The following is a 20,782-nucleotide window of genomic DNA, read 5'->3' as shown; positions in this document are numbered from 1 at the left end:
CCACGGGCGCGGGACGAGTGCCGGGTGCGGGCCGGGATCTCACACCGTCGCCGGGAGGACCGCACCGCCGGCCTCGGCCAGCTGCTCGGGCAGCGGGGCCGCGTGGGCCACGATCAGGCCCGAGACCGCTCGGGTCAGGGAGACGTAGAGGCGGCGCAGGCCGGTGCGTTCGTCGGGTTCGCCGTCGACCACGGCACCCGGTTCGTCCAGCACCACGTAGTCGTACTCCAGGCCCTTGGCCAGGGAGGCCGGGACCAGGGTCAGCCGGGTCCGCCGGGTCGTCTCCTCGCCGGGGGAGAGGTGGGTCAGGCCCGCCGCGGTGAGCGCCTCGGCCAGGGCGGGGACGCGGGCATCGGCGGCGATCAGACCCGTCGAGCCCTCGTTGCGCAGCAACTCCTCGCAGGCGGCGACCACTTCGGCGTCCGCGGTGACCGGGCGGACCTCGAAGAAGCCCGGGTTCTCCCGCACCGAGGCGACCGGCGTCAGGCCCGGGGCGATGTGCGGGAGCAGCCGGGAGGCGTACGTGATGACGTCCGTCGGCACGCGGAACCCCGCCGTCAGCTCCTCGATCAGGCCGTCGGGCTTGCCGAGGTGGGCCAGGGCCTCCTCCCAGGTCCGGGTCGCCCACGGCGTGGTGCCCTGCGCCAGGTCGCCGAGGACGGTCGCGGAACCGGTCGTGCAGCGCCGCCCGACCGCCCGGTACTGCATGGGCGAGAGGTCCTGCGCCTCGTCCAGCACCACGTGCCCCAGCGAGTGCGTGCGCTCCACCAGGTCGGCCGCCTCGTCGACCAGCACCGCGTCCGCGGCCGACCACCGGGCGGACTTCACCGACCGCACGGGCTTCGCCCACAGGATCGTCCTGCGCTCCTCCTCGGTGAGGATCCCCGCCGCGTGCTCGGCGAGGAAGTCCGCGTCCGTGAGCAGCCGCAGGACGAGCCGGGCCGGATCGACGGGCGGCCAGATCGCCTTCACGGCGGCCTTCACCGCCGCGTTGCGGGCCACGGCGTCCTGCACCCGGTCGTCGGGGGCCTCGCCCGCACGCTCCATCTGCACCAGCACGGCGTGCGCGATGCGCTGCGGCAGGGCCTCGCGGGCCGCGCCGTAGCGCATCCCGCGCTCCAGCAACTCGCGCACGATCTCCTGCAGTTCGTACGCCGGGACACGCCAGCGGCGTGAGCCGCGCACCACCACGACCGGCTCGTCCGGCAAGGCCACCTGCGCGTACACCGCCCGCCGCAGCACCTCGGCCATCCGGGCGTCGCCCTTGACGAGCGCCGCCGCCGCCTCGTCCGCGCCGCGCACCTCCACATGGGCCACCAGGTCGTCCACCGTGGCCTGCCGCACGGTCAACTCGCCCAGCGCGGGCAGCACTTGCTCGATGTAGTGCAGGAAGGACCGGTTCGGCCCGATGACCAGGGTGCCGGTGCGGGCGAGCCGCTCCCGGTGGGCGTACAGGAGGTAGGCGACCCGGTGCAGGCCGACCGCGGTCTTCCCGGTGCCGGGGCCGCCCTGCACGCAGACGGTGCCGGACAGGCCGCCGCGCACGATCTCGTCCTGCTCGGGCTGGATGGTGGCGACGATGTCGCGCATCGGGCCCACGCGGGGGCGCTCGATCTCCTGCTGGAGCAGCTTGCTGGTGCCGGCCGCCTCCGCCGGGTCGGAAAGGTGCTCGTCCTCGTACGCCGTGAGGTCGCCGCCCGTGTAGCCGAAACGGCGGCGCAGCCCGACGTCCATCGGGTCCTTCCTGGACGCCCGGTAGAACGGCTGCGAGACCGGCGCGCGCCAGTCGATCACCATCGGGTCGCCGTCCGCGTCGTGCACGTGCCGGCGCCCGATGTAGAACCGCTCTCCCTCCGCCCCCTCGGCCCGGTCCGCGCCCGGCGGGTGCAGGTAGTCGAGGCGGCCGAAGAACAGCGGGGTGTCGCTGAGGTCGGCCAGCGCCTTGATGCGGTCGTCGATCTGCCGGGCGAGGACGGCGGCGTTGACCCAGTTCGCGGTGACGTTGCGGATGTCGAGCGCCTCGACGTCCTCGCGCATCGCCCGCAACGCGCCGCGGGACGCGGTCAGATGGGACCTTTCGCGGGCCAGCGGGTCGTCGGCGGAGCCGGGTGGGACATGGGGGCCGGCGGACGGGGGCGAGGGCGACAAGGGGGTGCCTCCGGTGGACCTGCGGGACGGGCGGCTGCGGTGAGGGCCGGCCGGTTTCCGTCCGGACGGCGGCGCTCCGTGAGGGGAGGCGGGCAAGAGCGGAGATTCTAGGACGCCCTGGGTGGCGGAGGCCAATGAATTGTGCGGCCGTCCACCCGGCGGGGGAAGCCGGCCGTGGTGCGGCGCCCCCTACGGGAGCCGCCCGGGGGCGTCCGCCCTCCGGAGGGGTGCGGATCCGTCCGGAGGGGTACACAACGGGCGAAGGGGCCGGCACCGCGGACCGATGCCGGCCCAGTGCCTCGAGTCCCACCATTGAGCCATGAGCACAGCGACCCTTCACCCCGCTTCCTCCGGGCGCCCCGCCGGTGCCACCGCCGTCCGGGGCGACCACCACCACCGTCTGGGCGACGCCCTGCGGGCCGTCAAGGTCTTCGCGGGCGCCGTGTTCGACGTGGTGGTCCTGGGCGAATACGGCGAGGAGGCGGGCGTCCGCCGCAAGTGACCAATTAGGGTCGGGTCCGTGGAAGAACGGACGACGGTGGCCCTGCGGTCACGTGCGGGAATGTCCCTTGTCCTCCTCGCCGTCTCCCTCGTCGCGCTGGCAGTGCTGTTCGCCGTACTGCGCGTGCCGATGCCCGACGCGGTGGTCTACCGGGCCGAGGGCCGTGCCGTCGTCCACGGCGGCGATCTGTACGGACTGAGAGTCACCGAAGGGCAACTGTCGGCCACCTACCCGCCGTTCGCCGCGGTGCTGTTCGTGCCGCTCGCCTGGCTGCCGGTGCCGGTCCTGAAGGCCGCGTTCCTGGTGGGCAACACGTTCCTGCTCGTCTGGCTGGTGCACCTCTCCGCCCGGCTGGCGGGCCGCCCCGCCGGCCTGCCCCTGCTGTGCACCGCCACCGCCCTCGCCCTCTGGCTCGAACCGGTCTTCCAGACCTTCATCTACGGCCAGGTCAACCTGGCCGTCGCCTGCCTGGTCCTGTGGGACCTCACCCGGCCGCCCGGCGCCCGCGCCCGGGGCGTCGCGCTCGGCATCGCCGCCGGGATCAAACTCACCCCGGGTATCTTCCTGGTGTACCTGCTCCTGCGGGGGCGCGGACGGGAGGCGGCCAGGGGGGCGGCCGCGTTCGCCGCGACCGTCGCCGTGGGCGGCCTCCTCGTGCCCACCGCCACCTGGGACTTCTTCACCCGCCACCTGTACGAGACCGGCCGCGTGGGCAAGCCGTGGATCATCGCCAACCAGTCCCTCCAGGGCCTGGTCGCCCGCGCGCTGCGGGAGCAGGCGCCCGGCCTGGCCTGGGTGCTGCCCTCGCTCGCGGTGGCCGCGGCCGGTCTGTGGCTGGCGCGCCGGGCGCCGGACGAGCGGTGGGGCGTCCTGCTGACGGCGTTCACCGCGCTGCTGGTCTCACCGATCAGCTGGTCCCACCACTGGGTGTGGTGTGTCCCGCTGATCGCCGTCCTGCTGGCGGAGGGCCGGCACGGCTGGGCGGCGCTCACCACGGTCCTCTTCACGGCCCGCACGATGTGGCTGATCCCCCGCGAGGGCGACCTGGACCTGCGCATCCCGTGGTGGCAGGAGCCGTTCGCCTCGCCGTACGCGCTGCTCGGGCTGGCCCTGCTCGCAGCGGCGGCGCTCCGCCTGCCCCCGTTCCGGCCGGGCGGAACGGGGGGCGGCGATCAGCCCTCGGACAGGATCTCGTCCGCGTCGACGATCCGGTAGGCGTAGCCCTGCTCGGCCAGGAACCGCTGCCGGTGGGCGGCGAAGTCCTGGTCGATCGTGTCGCGGGCCACCACCGAGTAGAAGTGCGCCTGGTGGCCGTCCGCCTTGGGGCGCAGGACCCGGCCGAGGCGCTGGGCCTCCTCCTGGCGCGAGCCGAACGTGCCCGACACCTGGACGGCGACCGTCGCCTCCGGCAGGTCGATCGAGAAGTTCGCGACCTTGGAGACGACCAGCACGCTGATCTCGCCCTCCCGGAAGGCGTCGAAGAGCTTCTCGCGCTGCGCGTTGGACGTCTCGCCCTTGATCACGGGCGCGTTCAAGTGCTCGCCCAGCTCGTCGAGTTGGTCGATGTACTGCCCGATGACCAGAATCTGCTGCCCGGCGAAGCGGCGCACGATCGCCTCCGTGACCCGCCGCTTGGTGGCCGTCGTCGCGCAGAAGCGGTACTTCTCCTCGGTCTCGGCGGTGGCGTACGCCAGCCGCTCGGAGTCCGTCAGGTTCACCCGGACCTCGACGCAGTCGGCGGGCGCGATGTAGCCCTGCGCCTCGATCTCCTTCCACGGCGCGTCGAACCGCTTCGGCCCGATCAGCGAGAACACGTCCGACTCGCGGCCGTCCTCCCGCACCAGCGTCGCGGTCAGGCCCAGCCGCCGCCGCGCCTGCAGATCGGCGGTGAACTTGAAGACCGGCGCGGGCAGCAGGTGCACCTCGTCGTAGACGATCAGGCCCCAGTCGCGGGAGTCGAACAGCTCCAGGTGCGGGTAGACGCCCTTCCGCCGGGTCGTCAGCACCTGGTAGGTGGCGATGGTGACCGGGCGGATCTCCTTCCTCGCGCCGCTGTACTCGCCGATCTCGTCCTCGGTCAGCGACGTCCGTCGCACCAGCTCGTGCTTCCACTGCCGGGCGGAGACGGTGTTCGTGACGAGGATCAGGGTGGTCGACTTCGCCTGCGCCATCGAGCCCGCGCCGACCAGCGTCTTGCCCGCGCCGCAGGGCAGCACGACCACGCCGGTGCCGCCGTGCCAGAAGTTCTCCACCGCCTGCTTCTGGTACGGCCTGAGCGCCCAGCCGTCCTCGCTCAGCTCGATCGGGTGCGCCTCGCCGTCCACGTACCCGGCGAGGTCCTCGGCGGGCCAGCCCAGCTTCAGCAGCGTCTGCTTGATCTGCCCGCGCTCGGAGGGGTGCACGGCCACGGTGTCGGGGTCGATGCGGGCGCCGACCAGCGGAGCGATCCGCTTGGACTTCAGCACCTCCTCCAGCACCGGCCGGTCGGTGGTGGTCAGCACCAGGCCGTGCGCCGGGTGCTTGCTGAGCGTCAGCCGCCCGTAGCGGTCCATCGTCTCGGCGATGTCGACGAGCAGCGCGTGCGGCACCGGGTAGCGGCTGTACTCCACGAGCGCGTCCACGACCTGCTCGGCGTCGTGCCCGGCCGCGCGGGCGTTCCACAGGCCGAGCGGGGTCACCCGGTAGGTGTGGATGTGCTCGGGCGCACGCTCCAGCTCGGCGAACGGGGCGATGGCCCGGCGGCAGTCGTCGGCCCGCTCGTGGTCGACTTCCAGGAGCAGGGTCTTGTCGGACTGGACGATCAGCGGACCATTCACGCGCGGCACCTTTCGCTACGGCCTTCATGGTGCGGCCAAACGTCCAGTGTGCCCTACCGGCGGGCGATCACGGCTGGTCGTCCGCCAGCTCGGCCACACCCGTGACCCGGTGCAGCGGATAGGTGCGGACCTCGTCGGCGGTGTGGTCGTACGCCGTCACGAAGCCGCCCTCGACCCGGATCGGCGCGATGACCCGCTGGCTGGCGGCGCCCTCCGCGTTGACGTACCCGATCCACAGGGCCTCCCCGGTGAGCACGGCGGCCTGCATGGTGGCGAGGGTCTCCGCGGAGCTGGTGCGCGGCAGCTCGCCGTCGGCCGGTGCCGACGCGGACGTGGACGGCTTGCGGGGGGCGGTGGAGGCCAGGTCGCCCGCCCGGATCGCGCGGATCGCGGCGGACAGCAGGGTCGCGTCCGGGGCCGGCGGCCCCTCCGGGACCGGCTCGGGCGCCGCGCGCGGCCCGGTGCGGTGCGCGTCGGCGCGGGTGATCAGGACGTCGCCCTCCGCGGACTCGGCGGCCGGGGCGTAGCCCATCGCCCGCAGGCCCTCCAGCAGCGTCGACGGGTCGGCCTGCGCCGCCAGCACGGTCGGTGCGAGACGGCGCAGGCCCAGACCGGCGGAGCGCCGGTCGGCGAGGATCTCGTTCAGCAGCGCGTCGTCGTCGCAGCGGACGTACGCCGAGGCCGCGCCGACCCGCAGATGGCCGTGGCGGCGGGCCACGTCGTCGATCAGGTACGCCAGTGGCTGCGGGACCGGCGTACGGGAGTGCTCGGCCAGGAAGGCGTGCAGGTCGGCCGCCGTCCGGCCGGCGTCCAGGGCCCGCCGTACCGAGGCCGGGGTGAACCGGTACACGGTCGCCCCGCCCTTCGACTCCACGTCCGCGAGCACGCCGAGCAGCGCGGCCAGCGGCCGCCGGAGCGGTCCGGGAGCCACCGCGGTGAGGTCCGCCTGGAGCAGTACGTGGTCCAGCGGCTCGGGCAGCAGCGGGGCGAGCACCCGGGCGGCCGTCGCGGCCGCCGCGGCCCGCTCGGCGGGGGAGAGGGGTTCCGGTGCGGCCGGTACGGCCGTCTCGGGGCCGCCGGCCGGCCGGTGGTGCCGGTGGACGGGGAGCTTGTCGCCCGGGCCCACCGGCTCGGGCTCCTCGGCCGGCGCCGGCGCGGGCGGCAGCCCCAGCAGCGCCCGCCCGTGCGCGGACAGCGCGCCCCGCCCGGTGACCCCGAGCAGCTCCGCCTCCGCCAGCGTCCACCCCGCCAGGCGGCCGCGCAGGTCGTCCTCCCGCTGGGGCCCGCGCAGCGGCCGCTCCCAGCGCATCCGGGCCCGCAGGGACTCGGCGGACGGTGCCGCGCCCTGCGGCAGCCCCGCCAGCAGGGTCAGCACCCGGTGCCGCACCTCCGGTGCCGCCGACCGGTCCAGCCCCGGGCCCAGCGCCGACAGCGCGCGTTCCTTGGCGTCCCGGCCGCCGACCAGCCCCGGCGTCCGAGTCGCCGCCAGCCACGCCTGCGCGAGCTGCGCCCAGCGGTCGGCGGCGGGCCGCTCCAGCCAGTCGTCGTACTCCGGGGTCGCCGCGTACCGCTCGTCCGCGTCCCCGTCGGAGGCCAGCAGACCGGCCGCGTAGGCGAGTTCCACCCAGAAGGCGGCGACCGGTTCGCTCACGTCGAGGGCGACGGCGGTGCGCTTGAGGTCGCGCACGCTCAGGCCGCCCGCGCGCAGCACGTTCGGCCCGCCCTCGTCCCAGTCCTTGAGCAGCTCCTCCACGGTCGCCAGGGCGGTGTACGCCTGCCCCGCCGCCGTGCTGTCCACCATCTGTGGACGGTGCGCCGCGGCCGCCTCGACCGGCGGCGGCACCGGCTCGGGCGAGCGGTGGGCGCGGCCCGCGCGCAGGTGCAGGGCCGCCTCGCGGGGCAGCACGACCGTGCCGGGCGCCGTCGGCAGCAGCAGCCCGCGGTCCAGCAGCCAGCGCAGCCTGGCTGCCGGGTCGGCGGTGACCTGCCCGTACGGCGGTCCCCACACCAGGCGGTCCAGTACGTCGAGGGAGTCGGCCGGCGCCTCGTCCAGCAGCGCGGCCATCCGCTTCCGGTCCGTGAACAGGGCGGTGAGCGCGGCCACGGCGGAGACGGAGTCGTGGGTGGAGGGGAGCCCGGCCGTGGTCACGATCTCCTGGATCCGGCCCGGGGACATGCCCGCCGTCGCCTCCCGCACCGTCGGGCCGAGCCCGGTCGGGGACGGGTGCTGCGCCGACGGGGCGAGCAGTTCCCGGGCCGTGCGCACCAGCCGCAGCCGGTCGTCGTCGCCCCAGACGAGGGCCTGCTCGCGCAGGGTGCCGAGGGCGTGCGGCAGCGCCGCCGCTACGGCCGGGTCACCGGCGTCCCCGGCCAGCAGACCGAGCAGTTCGTCGTACGTCGCCGGGTCGCCGGCCACCGCCAGGGCCTCCGCCGTCTGGAGGGCGAAGCGGTTCAGCCGCTCCAGGGCGCGGACCACCGAGGCGCGGGTCCCCGCGCGGGTGGCCAGCTGCGTGAGGTCCGTCGGGACGGGGGTGATGAGGTCGGGCCGGCTGCGCAGGAGGACGGCCAGGGAGGCGTCGTCGCGCGCGCGGAGCGCCTCGGCGAGCGAGCGCGGGGCCGGCGGTTTCTCATCGCTGCTCATCCGGTCCACGTTAGCGGGTCGTGCCTCCTGCGGCCGGGGTGAAGGGGGTGCGATTTCCTGGCCGGGTGCGGGTGGGTGGGGGCGCGGCTCCGGGGCTGTGCCCCGGACCCCCCTTCGGCCGACGGCCTCGTCCTCAATCGCCGGACGGGCTGGTGGGGGTCGGGCGGGATCTTCTGGTGCCGGAGAGCTTTCGTCCCTGGGGTGTGCCCCAGGCCCCCTGCCAGCCTCGTCCGCAATCGCCGGGCGGGCTGTTTCCGCGGGCCGGAGAGCTATTGGGTGGGGGGCCTTGCGCTACCTTCGTGCCCACGGGGTTCATCGCCGTCGCCCCGGAGGGGTTCCGTGGGGATCGAGAGCGACCAGGTCGTCTACGAGTACTTGAGCCGCGTCGGGGACGTGGCCCACCAGCGGCAGTTGTCGTCCGCCACGCGGATGCGCCTGGTCTCGGAGCTGCGCAACGAGATCGACCGGCGCCGGTCCAGGGCCGCCGTCGACAGCCCCGCCGCCGTCCGCCGCATCCTCGACCGCCTCGGCAGCCCCGACGAGGTCGTGGCCGCGGCCGGCGGCCGGAGCGCGGACGCCCGGACGAGCCCGTACGAGCAGCCGGCCTCCGCCGTCCCCGTCCAGCGCGACGGGGACGACGGGGACGAGGAGGATCCGGAGCGGCCCAAGGGGCTGCGCCGGATGGTGCCCCGGCCGCGTCCCGCCCGGCCGCGGGAGGTCCCCGCGCCCTTCGACGGCCCGGCCCCGCCGCACCTGGCGACCGCCGCGGAACTCGGGGGCGCCACCGCACGGCCCGACTGGTGGCGGACGGACGCCGGCCCCTTCGGGATCGGCGACGACGTGCCGGGCTTCGTCGGCGGAGTGGAGATCCCGGAACTGCTCAAGGCCCCGCCGGCCAGGGGGCCGGAGAAACAGGCGCGGACCGGGGACGTCCCGGCCGTGGAACCGGCCGAGGACGCCACGGCCGTACCGGACGCCCCCGCCCCGCGCCGCCGCCTCGCGACCCTGCGCACGGGCCGGTGGAGCAACCCCCTGCTGCTGCTCGCCGCCGGGCTGCTCGTGGCCGGCGCGTTCCTCGGCAACTGGTTCGCCCTGCTGCTGGGCTGGGTCATCGCGTACGCCTCCCGCCGTCTGACGGCCCTGGAGTCGAAGTGGGCGGTCATGGGGATGCCGGGCCTGGCGGTCGTGGCGGGCGCGGTCTGGCTGTGGGGCCGCGGCGACGGCCGCTGGGGCACGCCCGTCGCCCAGGGCCACATGAACGCGGCGATCGGCGAGACCTGGCCGTGGGTGGTCCGGGGCGCGGCCGTCCTGTCGGCGCTCTTCCTGGTGTGGCGCTCGCAGCGGCAGAGGTAGGGCCGTAGGCGGCCGCGGGAGTCGGAGCCGGTCGCGCGGTGCGGAAAGGTGTAGGTCGCACGGGCCGGTGGTCCCCCCGTTCCCGGCCCTGGGCACAATGGCCCATATGACCTCGCGCCCGCTGACCGTCGGCTTCGACCTCGACATGACCCTGATCGACTCCCGGCCCGGCATCCGCGCCTGCTACCTGGCGCTGTCCGAGCGGACGGGGACGTACATCGACGCCGACCTCGCCGTCACGCGGCTCGGGCCGCCGCTCGCGCAGGAGCTGGTCAACTGGTTCCCCGCCGACCGGGTCGAGCCCATGGGCGACCTGTATCGCGAGATGTACCCGGAGATCGCGGTGACCGCGACGCCCGCGCTGACCGGCGCCCGTGAGGCGCTCACGGCGGTGCGGGAGTCCGGCGGCCGGGCGATCGTGGTCACCGCCAAGTACGAGCCGAACGCCAAGCTGCACCTGGAGCACCTGGGCATCGAGGCCGACGCGGTGATCGGCGACCTGTGGGCCGAGCAGAAGGCGCAGGCGCTGCGCGAGCACGGCGCCCGGGTGTACGTGGGCGACCACGTCGGGGACGTGCGCGGCGCCCGGACGGCCGGCGCCCTGTCGGTGGCCGTGGCCACCGGGCCGTGCGCCGCGGGAGAGCTGCGCGCGGCGGGCGCGGACGTCGTACTCGCCGATCTGAACGAGTTTCCGAATTGGTTTTCGGCCTTCCGCGCGGCCTTTTAGGACGAACGTGCGCGAGGGCGTCGCCTACCGGGTGCCCTCGCGGGCCTGCCGACGGCCGGCCGCGATCGACCGCAGGACACCCGCCCCCGCGATCAGGAAGCCGACGCCCATGAGCATGCTCAGGCCGAACATGTAGGTCGGAAAAGGCTTCGCGCCGAGGAACAGCGGGGCCACCGTGACCAGAGTGGCCAGCGCGCCGACGAAGAACACGACGGCACCGGCACGGATCAGCCGGTCACCGGCCGCGGCGGAATTCGCTTGGGTTTTGTCACGCACCGGACCAGGGTAGTTCCTGGCGCGAAGGAACAAGCGGGGGACGTCTTGTCACCCGCCCCAAGACCATTAGCCTGGGTACCGGCGGGTCCTGACGCGGCCCGCCCCAGTGCTATCAAGAGCCCGTTGCAGAAGCAGTTTTCCGACGAGTACGAGGACGAGGACGGAAGTGCCCACCGGCAAGGTCAAGTGGTTCAACAGTGAGAAGGGCTTCGGCTTCCTCTCCCGCGACGACGGCGGTGACGTCTTCGTCCATTCCTCCGTCCTTCCCGCCGGAGTCGACTCCCTCAAGCCGGGACAGCGCGTCGAGTTCGGCGTCGTCGCCGGTCAGCGGGGCGACCAGGCGCTGTCGGTGACGCTCCTGGACCCGACCCCCTCGGTCGCGGCCGCGCAGCGCAAGAAGCCGGACGAGCTGGCCTCCATCGTGCAGGACCTGACGACCCTCCTCGAGAACATCACCCCGATGCTCGAGAAGGGCCGCTATCCGGAGAAGACCTCCGGCAAGAAGATCGCGGGCCTGCTGCGCGCGGTCGCCGACCAGCTGGACGTCTAGTCGGCGCGGAAGGACCACAGGAACACGGGCACCGGCTACGGGAAGTCCAGCGCGTCCGGGCCGAGGGGCGGCACGAGTCCCTCGGCCGCCGCACGGGTGAGCAGCCCGCGGACCGCCGCGTAGCCGTCCTCGCCGAGCCCGGCGGTGAACTCGTTGACGTACAGGCCGATGTGCTGGTCGGCGACGGCCGGGTCCATCTCCTGGGCGTGCTCCATGACGTAGGGCCGGGACGCCTCCGGGTCGTCCCAGGCCATGCGCACAGACGTGCGAATGGACTCGGCGAGCCGGTTCAGGCGCTCGGCGCCCAGCGACCGCTTGGCGACGATCGCGCCGAGCGGGATCGGCAGGCCGGTGGTGCTCTCCCAGTGCTCGCCCATGTCGGCGAGCTTGTGCAGGCCGTAGTTCTGGTAGGTGAAGCGGGCCTCGTGGATCACGAGTCCCGCGTCCACCTTGCCGTCCCGTACGGCGGGCATGATCTCGTGGAACGGCATCACCACGATCTCCCCGACCCCTCCGGGGACGGTGTCCGCGGCCCACAGGCGGAAGAGCAGGTACGCCGTCGACCTCTCGCTCGGCACCGCGACCGTGCGGCCCGCCAGTCCCGCACCGCCGCCGGGGACGCCTCCGGCCCCCGGCTCCCGGGTGAGCACCAGCGGCCCGCAGCCCCGGCCCAGCGCGCCGCCGCACGGGAGCAGCGCGTACTCCCGCAGGACGTACGGCAGCACCGCGTACGACACCTTCAGCACGTCGAACTCGCCGCGCTCGGCCATGCCGTTGGTGATGTCGATGTCCGCGAAGGTGACGTCGAGCGCGGGCGCGTCCGGGACGCGGCCGTGGGCGAGGGCGTCGAAGACGAAGGTGTCGTTGGGGCAGGGGGAGTAGGCGATCTGCAGAGGTCGGCTCTCAGGGCTCATGTGGGTTCCAACTCGTGAGGACGGGCGCGAGCTTCCCGAAACCCTCGGTCAGGGCCGCGAGGGCGTCGCCGACGCGCCAGGCGGCGCGGTCCCGGGGGCCCACGGGGTTGGAGACGGCGCGGATCTCCAGCACCGGCACGTGGTGCGCGGCGGCCGCCTCGGCGACCCCGAACCCCTCCATGCCCTCGGCGAGGACGCGGGGGTGCCGGGCGCGCAGCGCGTCGGCCCGGGCGGCGGTCCCGGTGACGGTGGAGACGGTGAGCACCGTGCCTGTACGGGCTCCGGTGGCGGCCACGACGCTCCGTACGAGTGTTTCGGGCGGACGGTGGGTGACGGTGCCGAAGCCCAGCTCGGTCACCGGCAGGAACCCGTCGGCGGTCTCGGCGCCCAGGTCGGCGGCGGTGATCTCGTCGGCGACGACGAGCGAGGCGACGGGCGCGCCGGGCGGGAAGCCCCCGCCGATGCCGGCGCAGACGACGAGGTCGTAGGGGGTGCCGCCGAGGGCGGCGGCGGTGAGGGCGGCGGCGGTCGACGCGGCGGACAGGGCCGGTCCGACACCGGCGGCGAGCAGGTCGCAGCCGGCGGTGCGGCGCAGGGTCGCCCCGGGCAGCGCGACCTCGTGGAACGGCCCCGGGAACGCCCGGGCCACCGCGTCCCGTTCGACGGGGACCGCGGTGGCCACGAGGACGCGTAGGGAGGACGTGGTCAGGAGTTCTTCTGGAGCTTGAAGGACCACAGACCGGTCACTTCCTTGTCGCCCTCCTTGACGGAGACCAGCGTCGAGTTGCCGCTGGCGCCGTACTGGGCGTTGAAGAACACGCTGCCCGGGATCGTGCGGTAGGTCTTCGTGCTGGCGTCGGTGAGCGGCTGACCGTTCATCAGAATGGTCCAGCCCTTGTCGGCGATCTCCGGGTCGACACCGAAGCGTACGGTCTCGTCCGGGTCGACCTTGATCGACTTGATGTCGGTGTCCTTGAGGCACTTGGCCAGGTCGGCCGTCTGCAGCGACTTGCCGTCGTTGTAGCAGCTGGCCTCCGAGCTGACCGAGGACTGGCCGACGGTGATCGTGGCCAGAGGCGTCGGCTTCTCGCAGGCCGTGAGGACGAGCAGTCCGGCGAAAACGGCACCGGCAGCGGCGACGGCGCGGCGGCGTCGCACGGCGGATTGCAGCGTGGTCATGGCCGAAGGCTATCGGGCACCTCGGGCGGACCGCCCACGCGGGGGTACGGCGTGCCGCCCGGCCGGTACGCCGGAGTGCCGCGCGTCAGGCCACACGGGGCCGGGGGGCGCCCCCGTGCCGGGCCGAGGCCAGCAGGCCGCGGACGGTGGTCAGCCATCCGGCGGCCACGATGGCGGCGGCCACCGACAGGCCCAGGGTGCCGTTCAGCGGCAGCACGATGCCGATCGCGCCGCCGAGTACCCAGGCCATCTGCAGCAGCGTCTCGGAGCGGGCGAACGCCGAGGTGCGCACGAGCTCGGGCACGTCCCGCTGGATGAGCGCGTCCAGGGACAGCTTGGCCAGCGCCTGCGCGAAGCCGGCGATCCCGGCCAGGCAGGCCACCACGAACGTGCCGAAGAAGATGGCCGCCGTGATCGCCGTGCCCAGCACGATCGCGACGACGGTCACGATGATCAGCTCCGGCGCCCGCGACCGCAGCCACGCGCCGACCGCCGTGCCGAGCGCGTTGCCCGCGCCCGCGGAGACGCCGACGATCCCCAGGGACACCGCGGCACTGGCCCCGCCCAGCGGGTGCTCCCGCAGCAGGAAGGCGAGGAAGAAGATCAGGAAGCCGGACAGGCAGCGCAGCGTGGCGTTCGCGGCCAGGGCGTGCGTGACCGCCGCGCCGACGGTGCGCAGGCCGGGCCGCTTGACCGGCTTGCGGTGCGGGCCGTGCAGGTGCTGCGCGTCCGCGGCGAGCAGGGCCCGGTCCTCGCCCTTGGCCGAGTCCACCTTCGGGGGCAGCGAGAGGGACAGGAAGGTTCCCGCCACGAAGATCACGAAGGCGCCGTAGAGCGGATAGGGGGAGCCGAGGACCTGCAGGCCGGCGCCGATCGGCGCGGCGACGCCCGTGGCGAGCAACCCGCCGAGCGTCACTCGCGAGTTCGCCTTCACCAGCGAGAACCGGGGTGGCAGCAGCCGGGGCACGACGGCGCTGCGGACCACGCCGTACGCCTTCGAGGCGACCAGCACGCCCAGCGCGGCCGGATACAGCTCCAGGCTGCCGCTGGCCGCGGCCCCCGAGATGATCAGCGCGAGCAGGGCGCGGGCCAGCATCGCGCCGGCCATCGCGGCCCGGCGGCCGTGCGGCAGGCGGTCCAGGAGGGGGCCGATGACGGGCGCCAGGATCGTGAACGGCGCCATGGTGACGGCGAGATAGAGAGCGACCCGGCCGCGCGCCTCGTCGGTGGGCACGGAGAAGAAGACGGTGGAGGCGAGCGCGACGGTGATCATGACGTCGCCCGCGCCGTTGACCGCGTGCAGTTCGATCAGCTTGCCGAGCCCGGACTCACCCGCTCCGTGCGCGTGCGTGGCCTTCCGGATACCCCGGGCCGCGCCGGTGAACGGGAGGTGCAGGGCACGGCCGACCGCGCGGACGGACCCGCCGAACCGGCCCGAACCGCTTCCCCGGCCACTTCCCTTCATCCCCTTGAGCCCCTTGGTCTCACCGATCCCGGCGGCTCCCGGAGGCGTCCTCGCGGCTGCCACCCCGTCATAGTGCCCCGAGACGGGCACGGGTAGTGCGATTACGGCACGGAAGGGACCGAAGGGCCCGCCGGAACACACCCTTGCGGTGCCGTCCGGCGGAGCGGGCCAGGTCGGGGGCGGGAAGAAAAGTGCCGCCGCGCAGCGGCGAAGCACCCCGTCGGTGTAGGCCGACGGCACGCGAGAAGGTAGCGTGCACAGCGCGCCGTGGCGAACGTTCTCGGCCGCGCGCCTTACGGGCATACCGCAGAATGGATGACGTAGGTGCGCCCGAGCGCGATCGGGCGCGGACGTCGACGCGGTCCCCGGGCTCCGCTCCGTCCGCCCCGCCCGCCTTCAGGCCGGCGCACCCTGAGAGACGGCGTAGGAGAGAAGCGATACCTGTGAGCGCAGCGACCACGCGAAGCCGCACCCCCGACCGCCTGTGCGCCGAGGCCGTCGACCTCGCCCGCGCCGCAGCCGAGGAGGCTGCCGCGCCCGGCGTCGTCGGGGAGCACACGGGCGTGGTGTCCGAGGGCGACCGCGTCGTCACGCACTTCTTCGAGTGCAAGGAGCTGGGATACCGCGGCTGGCGCTGGGCCGCGACCGTGGCCCGCGCCTCCCGCGCGAAGATCGTCACCCTGGACGAGGTCGTCCTGCTGCCCGGCCCCGACGCGCTGCTCGCCCCGGAGTGGGTGCCGTGGAGCGAGCGCCTGCGCCCCGGCGACATGGGCCCCGGCGACCTGCTGCCCACGGACGCCGAGGACCTCCGGCTGGAGCCCGGCTACAGCGGCGAGGACGAGCCGGTGCCGAGCTCCGCGGTCTCCGCGGACATGGCCGAGCTGGTCGAGGCGGAGGACGCCGAGGTCACCGCCGGCACGCCGCGCAACCTCCCGGCGGCGCCCCTGCGCGGCTCGATCGCGGCCGTCGCCGAGGAACTCGGGATGCGCCGGGCGCGGGTGCTCTCCCGGTACGGCCTGCATGTCGCCGCCGACCGCTGGGAGAAGGCCTTCGGGCCGAAGACACCGATGGCCCAGGCGGCCCCCGCGGCCTGTGTGAGCTGCGGCTTCCTGATGCCGATCGGCGGTTCCCTGGGCCAGGCCTTCGGCGTGTGCGCGAACGAGTTCTCCCCGGCCGACGGACATGTGGTGTCGCTGGCGTACGGGTGCGGCGGGCACTCCGAGGCCGCCGTCATGCCGAAGCCGCCGCAGCCGCCCCCGCCGGTGGTCGACGAGACCCAGGTCGAACCCTTCCCGCTGCGCCCGGCCCGCGACTCGGGATCGGTCCCCGCGGCGGTCGCGGACGAGGAGACGGCCGAGCTGGGCCACTCGTAGGGTCCGCGGCCCGCGTGAGCGTGGCGCCCGCGTAGCCGTGGCGCCCGCGCGCGTGATGCCCGCGCATCCTTGGGGCCCGTGGTGCCCGAGCTCCGCTGGGGCCCGTGGTGCCCGCGTGTCCGGCGCGCGCCCCCCTGGGGCCGGGTGCGCCGGTGCGGCGTCGGCCCGTGCGTGATGGGCGGTCAGGGGCCGCACGGCGGCGGTCGGCCGCGGTCAGGTCCGGCGGCGGCCGGTGCGGGTCCGCGCGCGGTGTGGAACGGGCTTGGTCACTCGTCCTCTGGCGGGTGGGGCTTGGTGGGGTTCTTCCTCTCCCACGTTCCTTGGGAAACGGAGCCGTCGGCACCGGGTTCGTGGATGCGCCCCCGATACGGAGCGTGCCGCCGATCCCGTAGAGCGTCGGCCGGAAGTCCCTCCCGGGTACGCGGCCGTGCGTGACGGCGTCGGCCGCCGGCTCGGCCGCGAGGTGCCCCCGGTCCGTACCGGGAGTGGGGCTATTGCCTGCGGGGGCGGAGCCCTGGACGGTGCGGACGGTGTCCGGCGGGGCGGTACCGTCGACCTCACATATGCGAGGAGATGCAACGTGAGCATGATCGTGCCGTCGCCGGCCGAGGGTGTCGATCCCTTCGGGACGGCGCGTCTGCGCCGCGGCGTGCTGGACGCGTGGGCCACCAGCCCGGCCCGTTTCCGTGAGGACGCCAACGCCGAGGAGGACCTCGTCCTCGGCGGCTACCGGGACCGTCTCGTCGTCGAGCTGGCGCAGAACGCCGCCGACGCCGCCGCCCGCGCCGGCGTCCCCGGGCGGCTGCGCCTCACCCTCCGCGACGACGTCCTGGTCGCCGCCAACACCGGTGCCCCGCTGGACGCGGCCGGCGTGGAGTCGCTGTCCACGCTGCGCGCCTCCGCGAAGCGGGACACCCCGTCGGTCGGCCGCTTCGGCGTCGGGTTCGCCGCCGTCCTCTCCGTCACCGACGAGCCCGCGGTCGTCGGCCGGCACGGCGGGGTGCGCTGGTCCCTGGCCGAGGCCCGCGACCTCGCCGAGGAGACCGCCCGGCACAGCCCCGGCCTGGGCGACGAGATCCGCCGTCGCGACGGGCACGTACCGCTGCTGCGCCTGCCCTTCACCGCCGAGGGCACCGCGCCCGACCCCTACGACACGGTCGTCATCCTGCCGCTGCGCGACACGGCCGCCGCCGACCTGGCCGAACGGATGCTGCTCGCCGTCGACGACGCCCTGCTCCTCGCCCTGCCGGGGCTGGAGGAGGTCGTCGTGGAGATCGGCGACGCCGGTCCGCGCACCCTGCGCCGCCGCACCGAGGGCGCTCTGACCGTCGTGGAGGACACCCGCGAGGGCACGACCCGCTGGCGCACAGCGGAGGCGCACGGTCCGCTCACCCCGGACCTGCTGGCCGGTCGGCCGGTCGAGGAGCGCCTGCGCCCGCACTGGTCGGTCACCTGGGCGGTGCCCGTCGACCCCGACGGCGGCCCGGCCCGGCCCCGTACCAGCCCGGTCGTCCACGCGCCCACGCCCAGCGACGAGCCGCTCGGCGTCCCCGCCCTGCTCATCGCCTCCTTCCCGCTGGACACCACCCGCCGCCGCGCCGCGCCCGGCCCGCTGACCGACTTCGTGGTCGCTCGCGCGGCGGACGCCTACGCCGAACTCCTCGCCGACTGGCGGCCGGTGACGGCCGGGATCATCGCACTCGTGCCCGGTCCGCTGGGCAAGGGCGAGCTGGACGGCGCGCTGCGCCAGGCGGTCCTCGACCGGCTGCCGCGCACGTCCTTCCTGCCGCCCGCCGCCGAGCCGAAGGAGGCCGACTCCGACCTGCCCGAGTCGCTGCGGCCGCGGGACGCGGAGGTGGTGGAGGGCGCGGGTGCCGACACCGTGCGCGTCCTCGCCGAGGTGCTGCCCACCCTCCTGCCCGCCGGTCTCGAACGGCGCGTGGAGCTGCGCACGCTGGGCGTGGCCCGGGTGCCGCTGACCGACGCGATCGACCGGCTGGCCGGGCTGGAGAAGGAGCCGGTCTGGTGGCGGCGGCTGTACGACTCCCTCGCGGGCGTCGATCCGGACCGGCTGTCGGGACTGCCGGTGCCGCTGGCCGACGGGCGGACGACGCTCGGGCCCCGGCAGGTGCTGCTGCCCACCCCGGACGCCGCCCCGGTCGACCCGGAGATGCTCGCCCGGCTCGGCCTGAAGGTCGCCCACCCGGACGCCGCCCACCCGATCCTGGAGAAGCTCGGCGCCCTGCCCGCCACCCCGCGCGCGGTGCTCACCACCCCCCAGGTGCGGGCCGCCGTCGCCGCCTCCCTCGACGACGACGCCGGGGCGTGGGACGAGGACACCCCGGACGCCGAGGAACTCGCCGACACCGTCCTCGCCCTGGTGCGGGACGCGGGCCTGGAGCCCGGCGACGAACCCTGGCTCGGCGCGCTCGCCCTGCCCGACGAGGACGGCGAACTCGCCCCGGCCGGTGAACTGGTCCTGCCCGGCGCCCCGTTCGCGGAGGTCATGCGGGAGGGCGAACTGCCCGCGGTCGACGCCGAACTCGCCGCCCGGTGGGGCGAGCAGCCGCTGGCCGCCTGCGGGGTGCTCGCGCACTTCGCCCTGGTGCGGGCCACCGACGTCGTCCTCGACCCCGACGAACTGGAGCCCCGGGAGGGCGACTTCCCCGAGCCGGACGACCCCGGACTGCTCGACGCGGTCGACGTGTGGTGCGAGGACGTCCTCGACCGGTTCCCGGACACGCCCGTGCCGCCGGTCGCCACCGAGATCGTCGCCGTGCGCGACCTGGACCTCGTCGACGACGACCAGTGGCCCGACGCCCTCGCCCAGCTGGCCCGCCCGCCGCTGCGGGACGCACTGGTCCAGCCGGTGCGGATCCTGCTGCCGGACGGCACCCACGAGATCGTCCGGCCTTACACCGCCTGGTGGTTGCGCGGGCATCCGGTGCTCGGCGGACGCCGCCCGGCCGGTCTGCGCGCCGCCGGCTCCGACCCGCTGCTGCGCGGCCTGTACGACGAGGCCGACGCGACCGGCTTCGACGACGAGCAGGTGCTGCGCGCGCTGGGCGTGCGGACGAGCGTCGCGGCCCTGCTCGACGAGCCCGGCGGCGCCGCGGAGCTGCTCGACCGGCTCGCCGAGCCGGAGCGCCCGGTGACCTCCGCCCAACTGCACGCCCTGTACGGCGCGCTGGCCGAGCTGGACCCGGATCAGGTGACGCTGCCGGACGAGCTGCGGGCCGTGGTCGACGGGCGGGTGGAGGTCGTGGACGCGGCCGACGCCGTGGTGTGCGACTCGCCGGACCTGCTGCCGTTCACCGAGGGCGTCCCCCTGCTGCCCGTACGGCCGTCGCGGGCGGCCGAGCTGGCCGAGCTGTTCCAGGTGCGCCGGCTCAGCGAGTCGGTCACCGGCGAGGTGGACTCCGAGGGCACCGAGCACGACGTACCGGAGCCGGTGCGGGCGCTGCTCGGGCCGCGGGCCCCCGGGACCTACGTCGAGCACGAGGAACTCGTCGTGGACGGGACCGAGTTGGACTGGCGTCTGACGGCGGACGGGGTGCTGCACGCGGCGACCCTGGAAGGCGTGGCCGCCGGGCTGGCCTGGGCGGCGGGTCAGTGGCCGCGCCGGTTCGAGGTCGCGGCCCTGCTGGAGGACCCGTCCCGGACCGAGGAGCTGGCGCGGGACCGCTGGTTCGACTGAACCGCGCGGGCGCCCGCGCCCGGAGGACCGAAACGCCCACGCACCCGCGTCCGAACACCGGGTAAACCCGGGCTCAAAAAAACTTCACAGGGTCGTACAACCTTTCACAATCGCCTCGGGTCTCGTCTGTGGAGTCAGCGGACTCCACAGATTCGACTCGGGCATCGCGAAAGCTCTTGAGCCGCACGCGATCCCCCTCCAACGTGGGGACAACACATGCGCATTCGTGCCTCTGTCGCCGTCGTGACCGGCGCTCTGGCCCTCACCGCCCTCGCTGTTCCGGCCGCGCAGGCGGACGGCCGGGGGAACCTGGCCGCGCACATCCCGACGCTCACCAAGAGCTCGACGGGCTTCAAGGCCGCGCCGTCCGTGGCCGACGCCCCGGCGGACGAGACCCTGGGTGACACCCAGATCACGAGCGTCTCCGTCAACGCCGGCAAGGACATCGTCGTCGGCGTCTCGGCGAAGAAGACCTTCACCGTCTCGGTGACGGCGACCGACCCCAACGGGATCTACGACGCCTTCCCCGTCCTGTGGCACGGCCCGGACATGGACAACATCGACGGCGTGATCGAGCCGACCACCATCGACAACGACCAGGTCGGCTCCTGCACCGCCGTCAACGCGACCACCTCGACCTGCAAGGTCACGATGGTCGCCGACCCGCTGGACAACATCTACAGCAACATCCTGGCCGGCACCTGGAAGGTGTGGGTGGGCGCCGCCGGCAACGACGGCGACTACGTCATCAAGGACGCCTACAAGACCGCCCGGGTCCAGCGCTACTCCAAGCTGACCGTCAACGCCTCGCCGGAGCCCGTCTACAAGGGCAAGACCATCACGGTCACCGGCAAGCTGTCCCGCGCCAACTGGGACGACCTGCAGTACCACGGCTACGCCAACCAGTACGTGAAGCTGCAGTACCGCAAGTCGGGCTCCAGCACCTACACCACGCTGAAGACCATCAAGTCGGACTCGTACGGCAACCTGAAGACCACCACCACCGCGAGCGCCGACGGTTACTACCGCTACAGCTTCGCGGGCACCACGACCACCCCGGCGGTCAACGCCACGGGTGACTTCGTCGACGTGAAGTAGTCCCCGGCGCCGCGTCGTTCCCGAAAGACCCGCACCGCCGCTC

16 protein-coding genes are annotated in these 20,782 nt (G+C 74.4%); 8 read left to right on the top strand and 8 right to left on the bottom strand.

What is annotated here, in order from left to right; translation table 11 throughout:
- Nucleotides 1-39: 39 nt before the first annotated feature.
- Entirely contained in the window at nt 40-2,037 is a 1,998-nt protein-coding gene (locus ACF1A5_RS19830) for a HelD family protein (RefSeq protein ID WP_392194302.1), read from the bottom strand.
- Between the two features lie 430 nt (nt 2,038-2,467).
- On the opposite strand from ACF1A5_RS19830, the gene ACF1A5_RS19825 reads away from it, so the two are divergent.
- Together ACF1A5_RS19825 and ACF1A5_RS19820 are read left to right on the top strand one after the other, a co-directional pair.
- Nucleotides 2,468-2,650, top strand: a complete 183-nt coding sequence (locus ACF1A5_RS19825; RefSeq protein WP_392194161.1) for a hypothetical protein — start codon at nt 2,468-2,470, stop codon at nt 2,648-2,650.
- 60 nt (nt 2,651-2,710) lie between these two features.
- The gene (locus ACF1A5_RS19820) at nt 2,711-3,865 is read left to right on the top strand and encodes a glycosyltransferase 87 family protein (protein WP_392194160.1); all 1,155 of its coding nucleotides are present in this window, start codon (nt 2,711-2,713) and stop codon (nt 3,863-3,865) included.
- On the opposite strand, the gene ACF1A5_RS19815 is transcribed toward ACF1A5_RS19820, so the two are convergent.
- A complete protein-coding gene (locus ACF1A5_RS19815) occupies nt 3,823-5,466 on the bottom strand; it encodes a DNA repair helicase XPB (RefSeq protein ID WP_392194159.1) in 1,644 nt (547 codons plus the stop codon). The two genes, ACF1A5_RS19820 and ACF1A5_RS19815, sit on opposite strands and share 43 nt — an antisense overlap.
- A 67-nt stretch (nt 5,467-5,533) precedes the next feature.
- Nucleotides 5,534-8,107, bottom strand: coding sequence for a helicase-associated domain-containing protein (locus ACF1A5_RS19810; protein ID WP_392194158.1), 2,574 nt, complete (start codon nt 8,105-8,107; stop codon nt 5,534-5,536).
- Nucleotides 8,108-8,446: 339 nt separating this feature from the next.
- Here ACF1A5_RS19810 and ACF1A5_RS19805 point away from each other — a divergent pair, with 339 nt between their 5' ends.
- Together ACF1A5_RS19805 and ACF1A5_RS19800 are read left to right on the top strand one after the other, a co-directional pair.
- Complete coding sequence (locus tag ACF1A5_RS19805; RefSeq protein ID WP_392194157.1) at nt 8,447-9,460, top strand: hypothetical protein; 1,014 nt, start codon at nt 8,447-8,449, stop codon at nt 9,458-9,460.
- A gap of 106 nt (nt 9,461-9,566) precedes the next feature.
- A complete protein-coding gene (locus ACF1A5_RS19800; RefSeq protein WP_392194156.1) occupies nt 9,567-10,187 on the top strand; it encodes an HAD family hydrolase in 621 nt (206 codons plus the stop codon).
- Nucleotides 10,188-10,211: 24 nt separating this feature from the next.
- On the opposite strand, the gene ACF1A5_RS19795 is transcribed toward ACF1A5_RS19800, so the two are convergent.
- Nucleotides 10,212-10,463 (bottom strand): hypothetical protein, encoded by a 252-nt coding sequence (locus ACF1A5_RS19795; RefSeq protein WP_392194155.1) that lies wholly within the window; start codon nt 10,461-10,463, stop codon nt 10,212-10,214.
- Between the two features lie 166 nt (nt 10,464-10,629).
- Here ACF1A5_RS19795 and ACF1A5_RS19790 point away from each other — a divergent pair, with 166 nt between their 5' ends.
- Nucleotides 10,630-11,013 (top strand): cold-shock protein, encoded by a 384-nt coding sequence (locus ACF1A5_RS19790; RefSeq protein WP_356186166.1) that lies wholly within the window; start codon nt 10,630-10,632, stop codon nt 11,011-11,013.
- A gap of 35 nt (nt 11,014-11,048) precedes the next feature.
- On the opposite strand, the gene ACF1A5_RS19785 is transcribed toward ACF1A5_RS19790, so the two are convergent.
- The 4 genes from ACF1A5_RS19785 to ACF1A5_RS19770 form a co-directional block, all read right to left on the bottom strand.
- On the bottom strand, nt 11,049-11,927 hold the full coding sequence (locus ACF1A5_RS19785) for a 1,4-dihydroxy-6-naphthoate synthase (protein WP_392194154.1): 879 nt from the start codon (nt 11,925-11,927) through the stop codon (nt 11,049-11,051).
- On the bottom strand, nt 11,917-12,663 hold the full coding sequence (locus ACF1A5_RS19780; protein ID WP_392194153.1) for a futalosine hydrolase: 747 nt from the start codon (nt 12,661-12,663) through the stop codon (nt 11,917-11,919). Before ACF1A5_RS19780 ends, ACF1A5_RS19785 begins: the two co-directional genes overlap by 11 nt.
- Complete coding sequence (locus ACF1A5_RS19775; protein WP_392194152.1) at nt 12,633-13,106, bottom strand: DUF2771 domain-containing protein; 474 nt, start codon at nt 13,104-13,106, stop codon at nt 12,633-12,635. The genes ACF1A5_RS19780 and ACF1A5_RS19775 overlap by 31 nt, the downstream gene beginning before the upstream one ends.
- Before the next feature lie 85 nt (nt 13,107-13,191).
- The gene (locus ACF1A5_RS19770) at nt 13,192-14,634 is read right to left on the bottom strand and encodes an MFS transporter (RefSeq protein ID WP_392194151.1); all 1,443 of its coding nucleotides are present in this window, start codon (nt 14,632-14,634) and stop codon (nt 13,192-13,194) included.
- A 380-nt stretch (nt 14,635-15,014) separates the two neighbouring features.
- Here ACF1A5_RS19770 and ACF1A5_RS19765 point away from each other — a divergent pair, with 380 nt between their 5' ends.
- The 3 genes from ACF1A5_RS19765 to ACF1A5_RS19755 all read left to right on the top strand — a co-directional run bounded on the left by ACF1A5_RS19765 (nt 15,015) and on the right by ACF1A5_RS19755 (nt 20,739).
- Complete coding sequence (locus tag ACF1A5_RS19765) at nt 15,015-15,944, top strand: DUF3027 domain-containing protein (RefSeq protein ID WP_392194150.1); 930 nt, start codon at nt 15,015-15,017, stop codon at nt 15,942-15,944.
- A 586-nt stretch (nt 15,945-16,530) separates the two neighbouring features.
- Nucleotides 16,531-19,641 (top strand): sacsin N-terminal ATP-binding-like domain-containing protein, encoded by a 3,111-nt coding sequence (locus tag ACF1A5_RS19760; RefSeq protein WP_392194301.1) that lies wholly within the window; start codon nt 16,531-16,533, stop codon nt 19,639-19,641.
- 216 nt (nt 19,642-19,857) lie between these two features.
- Complete coding sequence (locus ACF1A5_RS19755) at nt 19,858-20,739, top strand: calcium-binding protein (RefSeq protein ID WP_392194149.1); 882 nt, start codon at nt 19,858-19,860, stop codon at nt 20,737-20,739.
- Nucleotides 20,740-20,782 lie beyond the last annotated feature (43 nt).

Origin of the sequence: Streptomyces sp. NPDC014864 (assembly GCF_043081525.1) — a bacterium.
Taxonomy (GTDB): Bacteria; Actinomycetota; Actinomycetes; order Streptomycetales; family Streptomycetaceae; genus Streptomyces.
This window is presented reverse-complemented; position numbering and strand designations above follow the sequence as displayed.

Excerpts from the sequence above, each read along its gene's own strand:
- ACF1A5_RS19830 (WP_392194302.1), bottom strand. The coding sequence starts at position 2,037 with ATGCGCGAGGACGTCGAGGCGCTCGACATCCGCAACGTCACCGCGAAC.
- ACF1A5_RS19825 (WP_392194161.1), top strand. The coding sequence starts at position 2,468 with ATGAGCACAGCGACCCTTCACCCCGCTTCCTCCGGGCGCCCCGCCGGT.
- ACF1A5_RS19820 (WP_392194160.1), top strand. The coding sequence starts at position 2,711 with ATGTCCCTTGTCCTCCTCGCCGTCTCCCTCGTCGCGCTGGCAGTGCTG.
- ACF1A5_RS19810 (WP_392194158.1), bottom strand. The coding sequence starts at position 8,107 with ATGAGCAGCGATGAGAAACCGCCGGCCCCGCGCTCGCTCGCCGAGGCG.
- ACF1A5_RS19800 (WP_392194156.1), top strand. The coding sequence starts at position 9,567 with ATGACCTCGCGCCCGCTGACCGTCGGCTTCGACCTCGACATGACCCTG.
- ACF1A5_RS19785 (WP_392194154.1), bottom strand. The coding sequence starts at position 11,927 with ATGAGCCCTGAGAGCCGACCTCTGCAGATCGCCTACTCCCCCTGCCCC.
- ACF1A5_RS19775 (WP_392194152.1), bottom strand. The coding sequence starts at position 13,106 with ATGACCACGCTGCAATCCGCCGTGCGACGCCGCCGCGCCGTCGCCGCT.
- ACF1A5_RS19760 (WP_392194301.1), top strand. The coding sequence starts at position 16,531 with ATGATCGTGCCGTCGCCGGCCGAGGGTGTCGATCCCTTCGGGACGGCG.
- ACF1A5_RS19755 (WP_392194149.1), top strand. The coding sequence starts at position 19,858 with ATGCGCATTCGTGCCTCTGTCGCCGTCGTGACCGGCGCTCTGGCCCTC.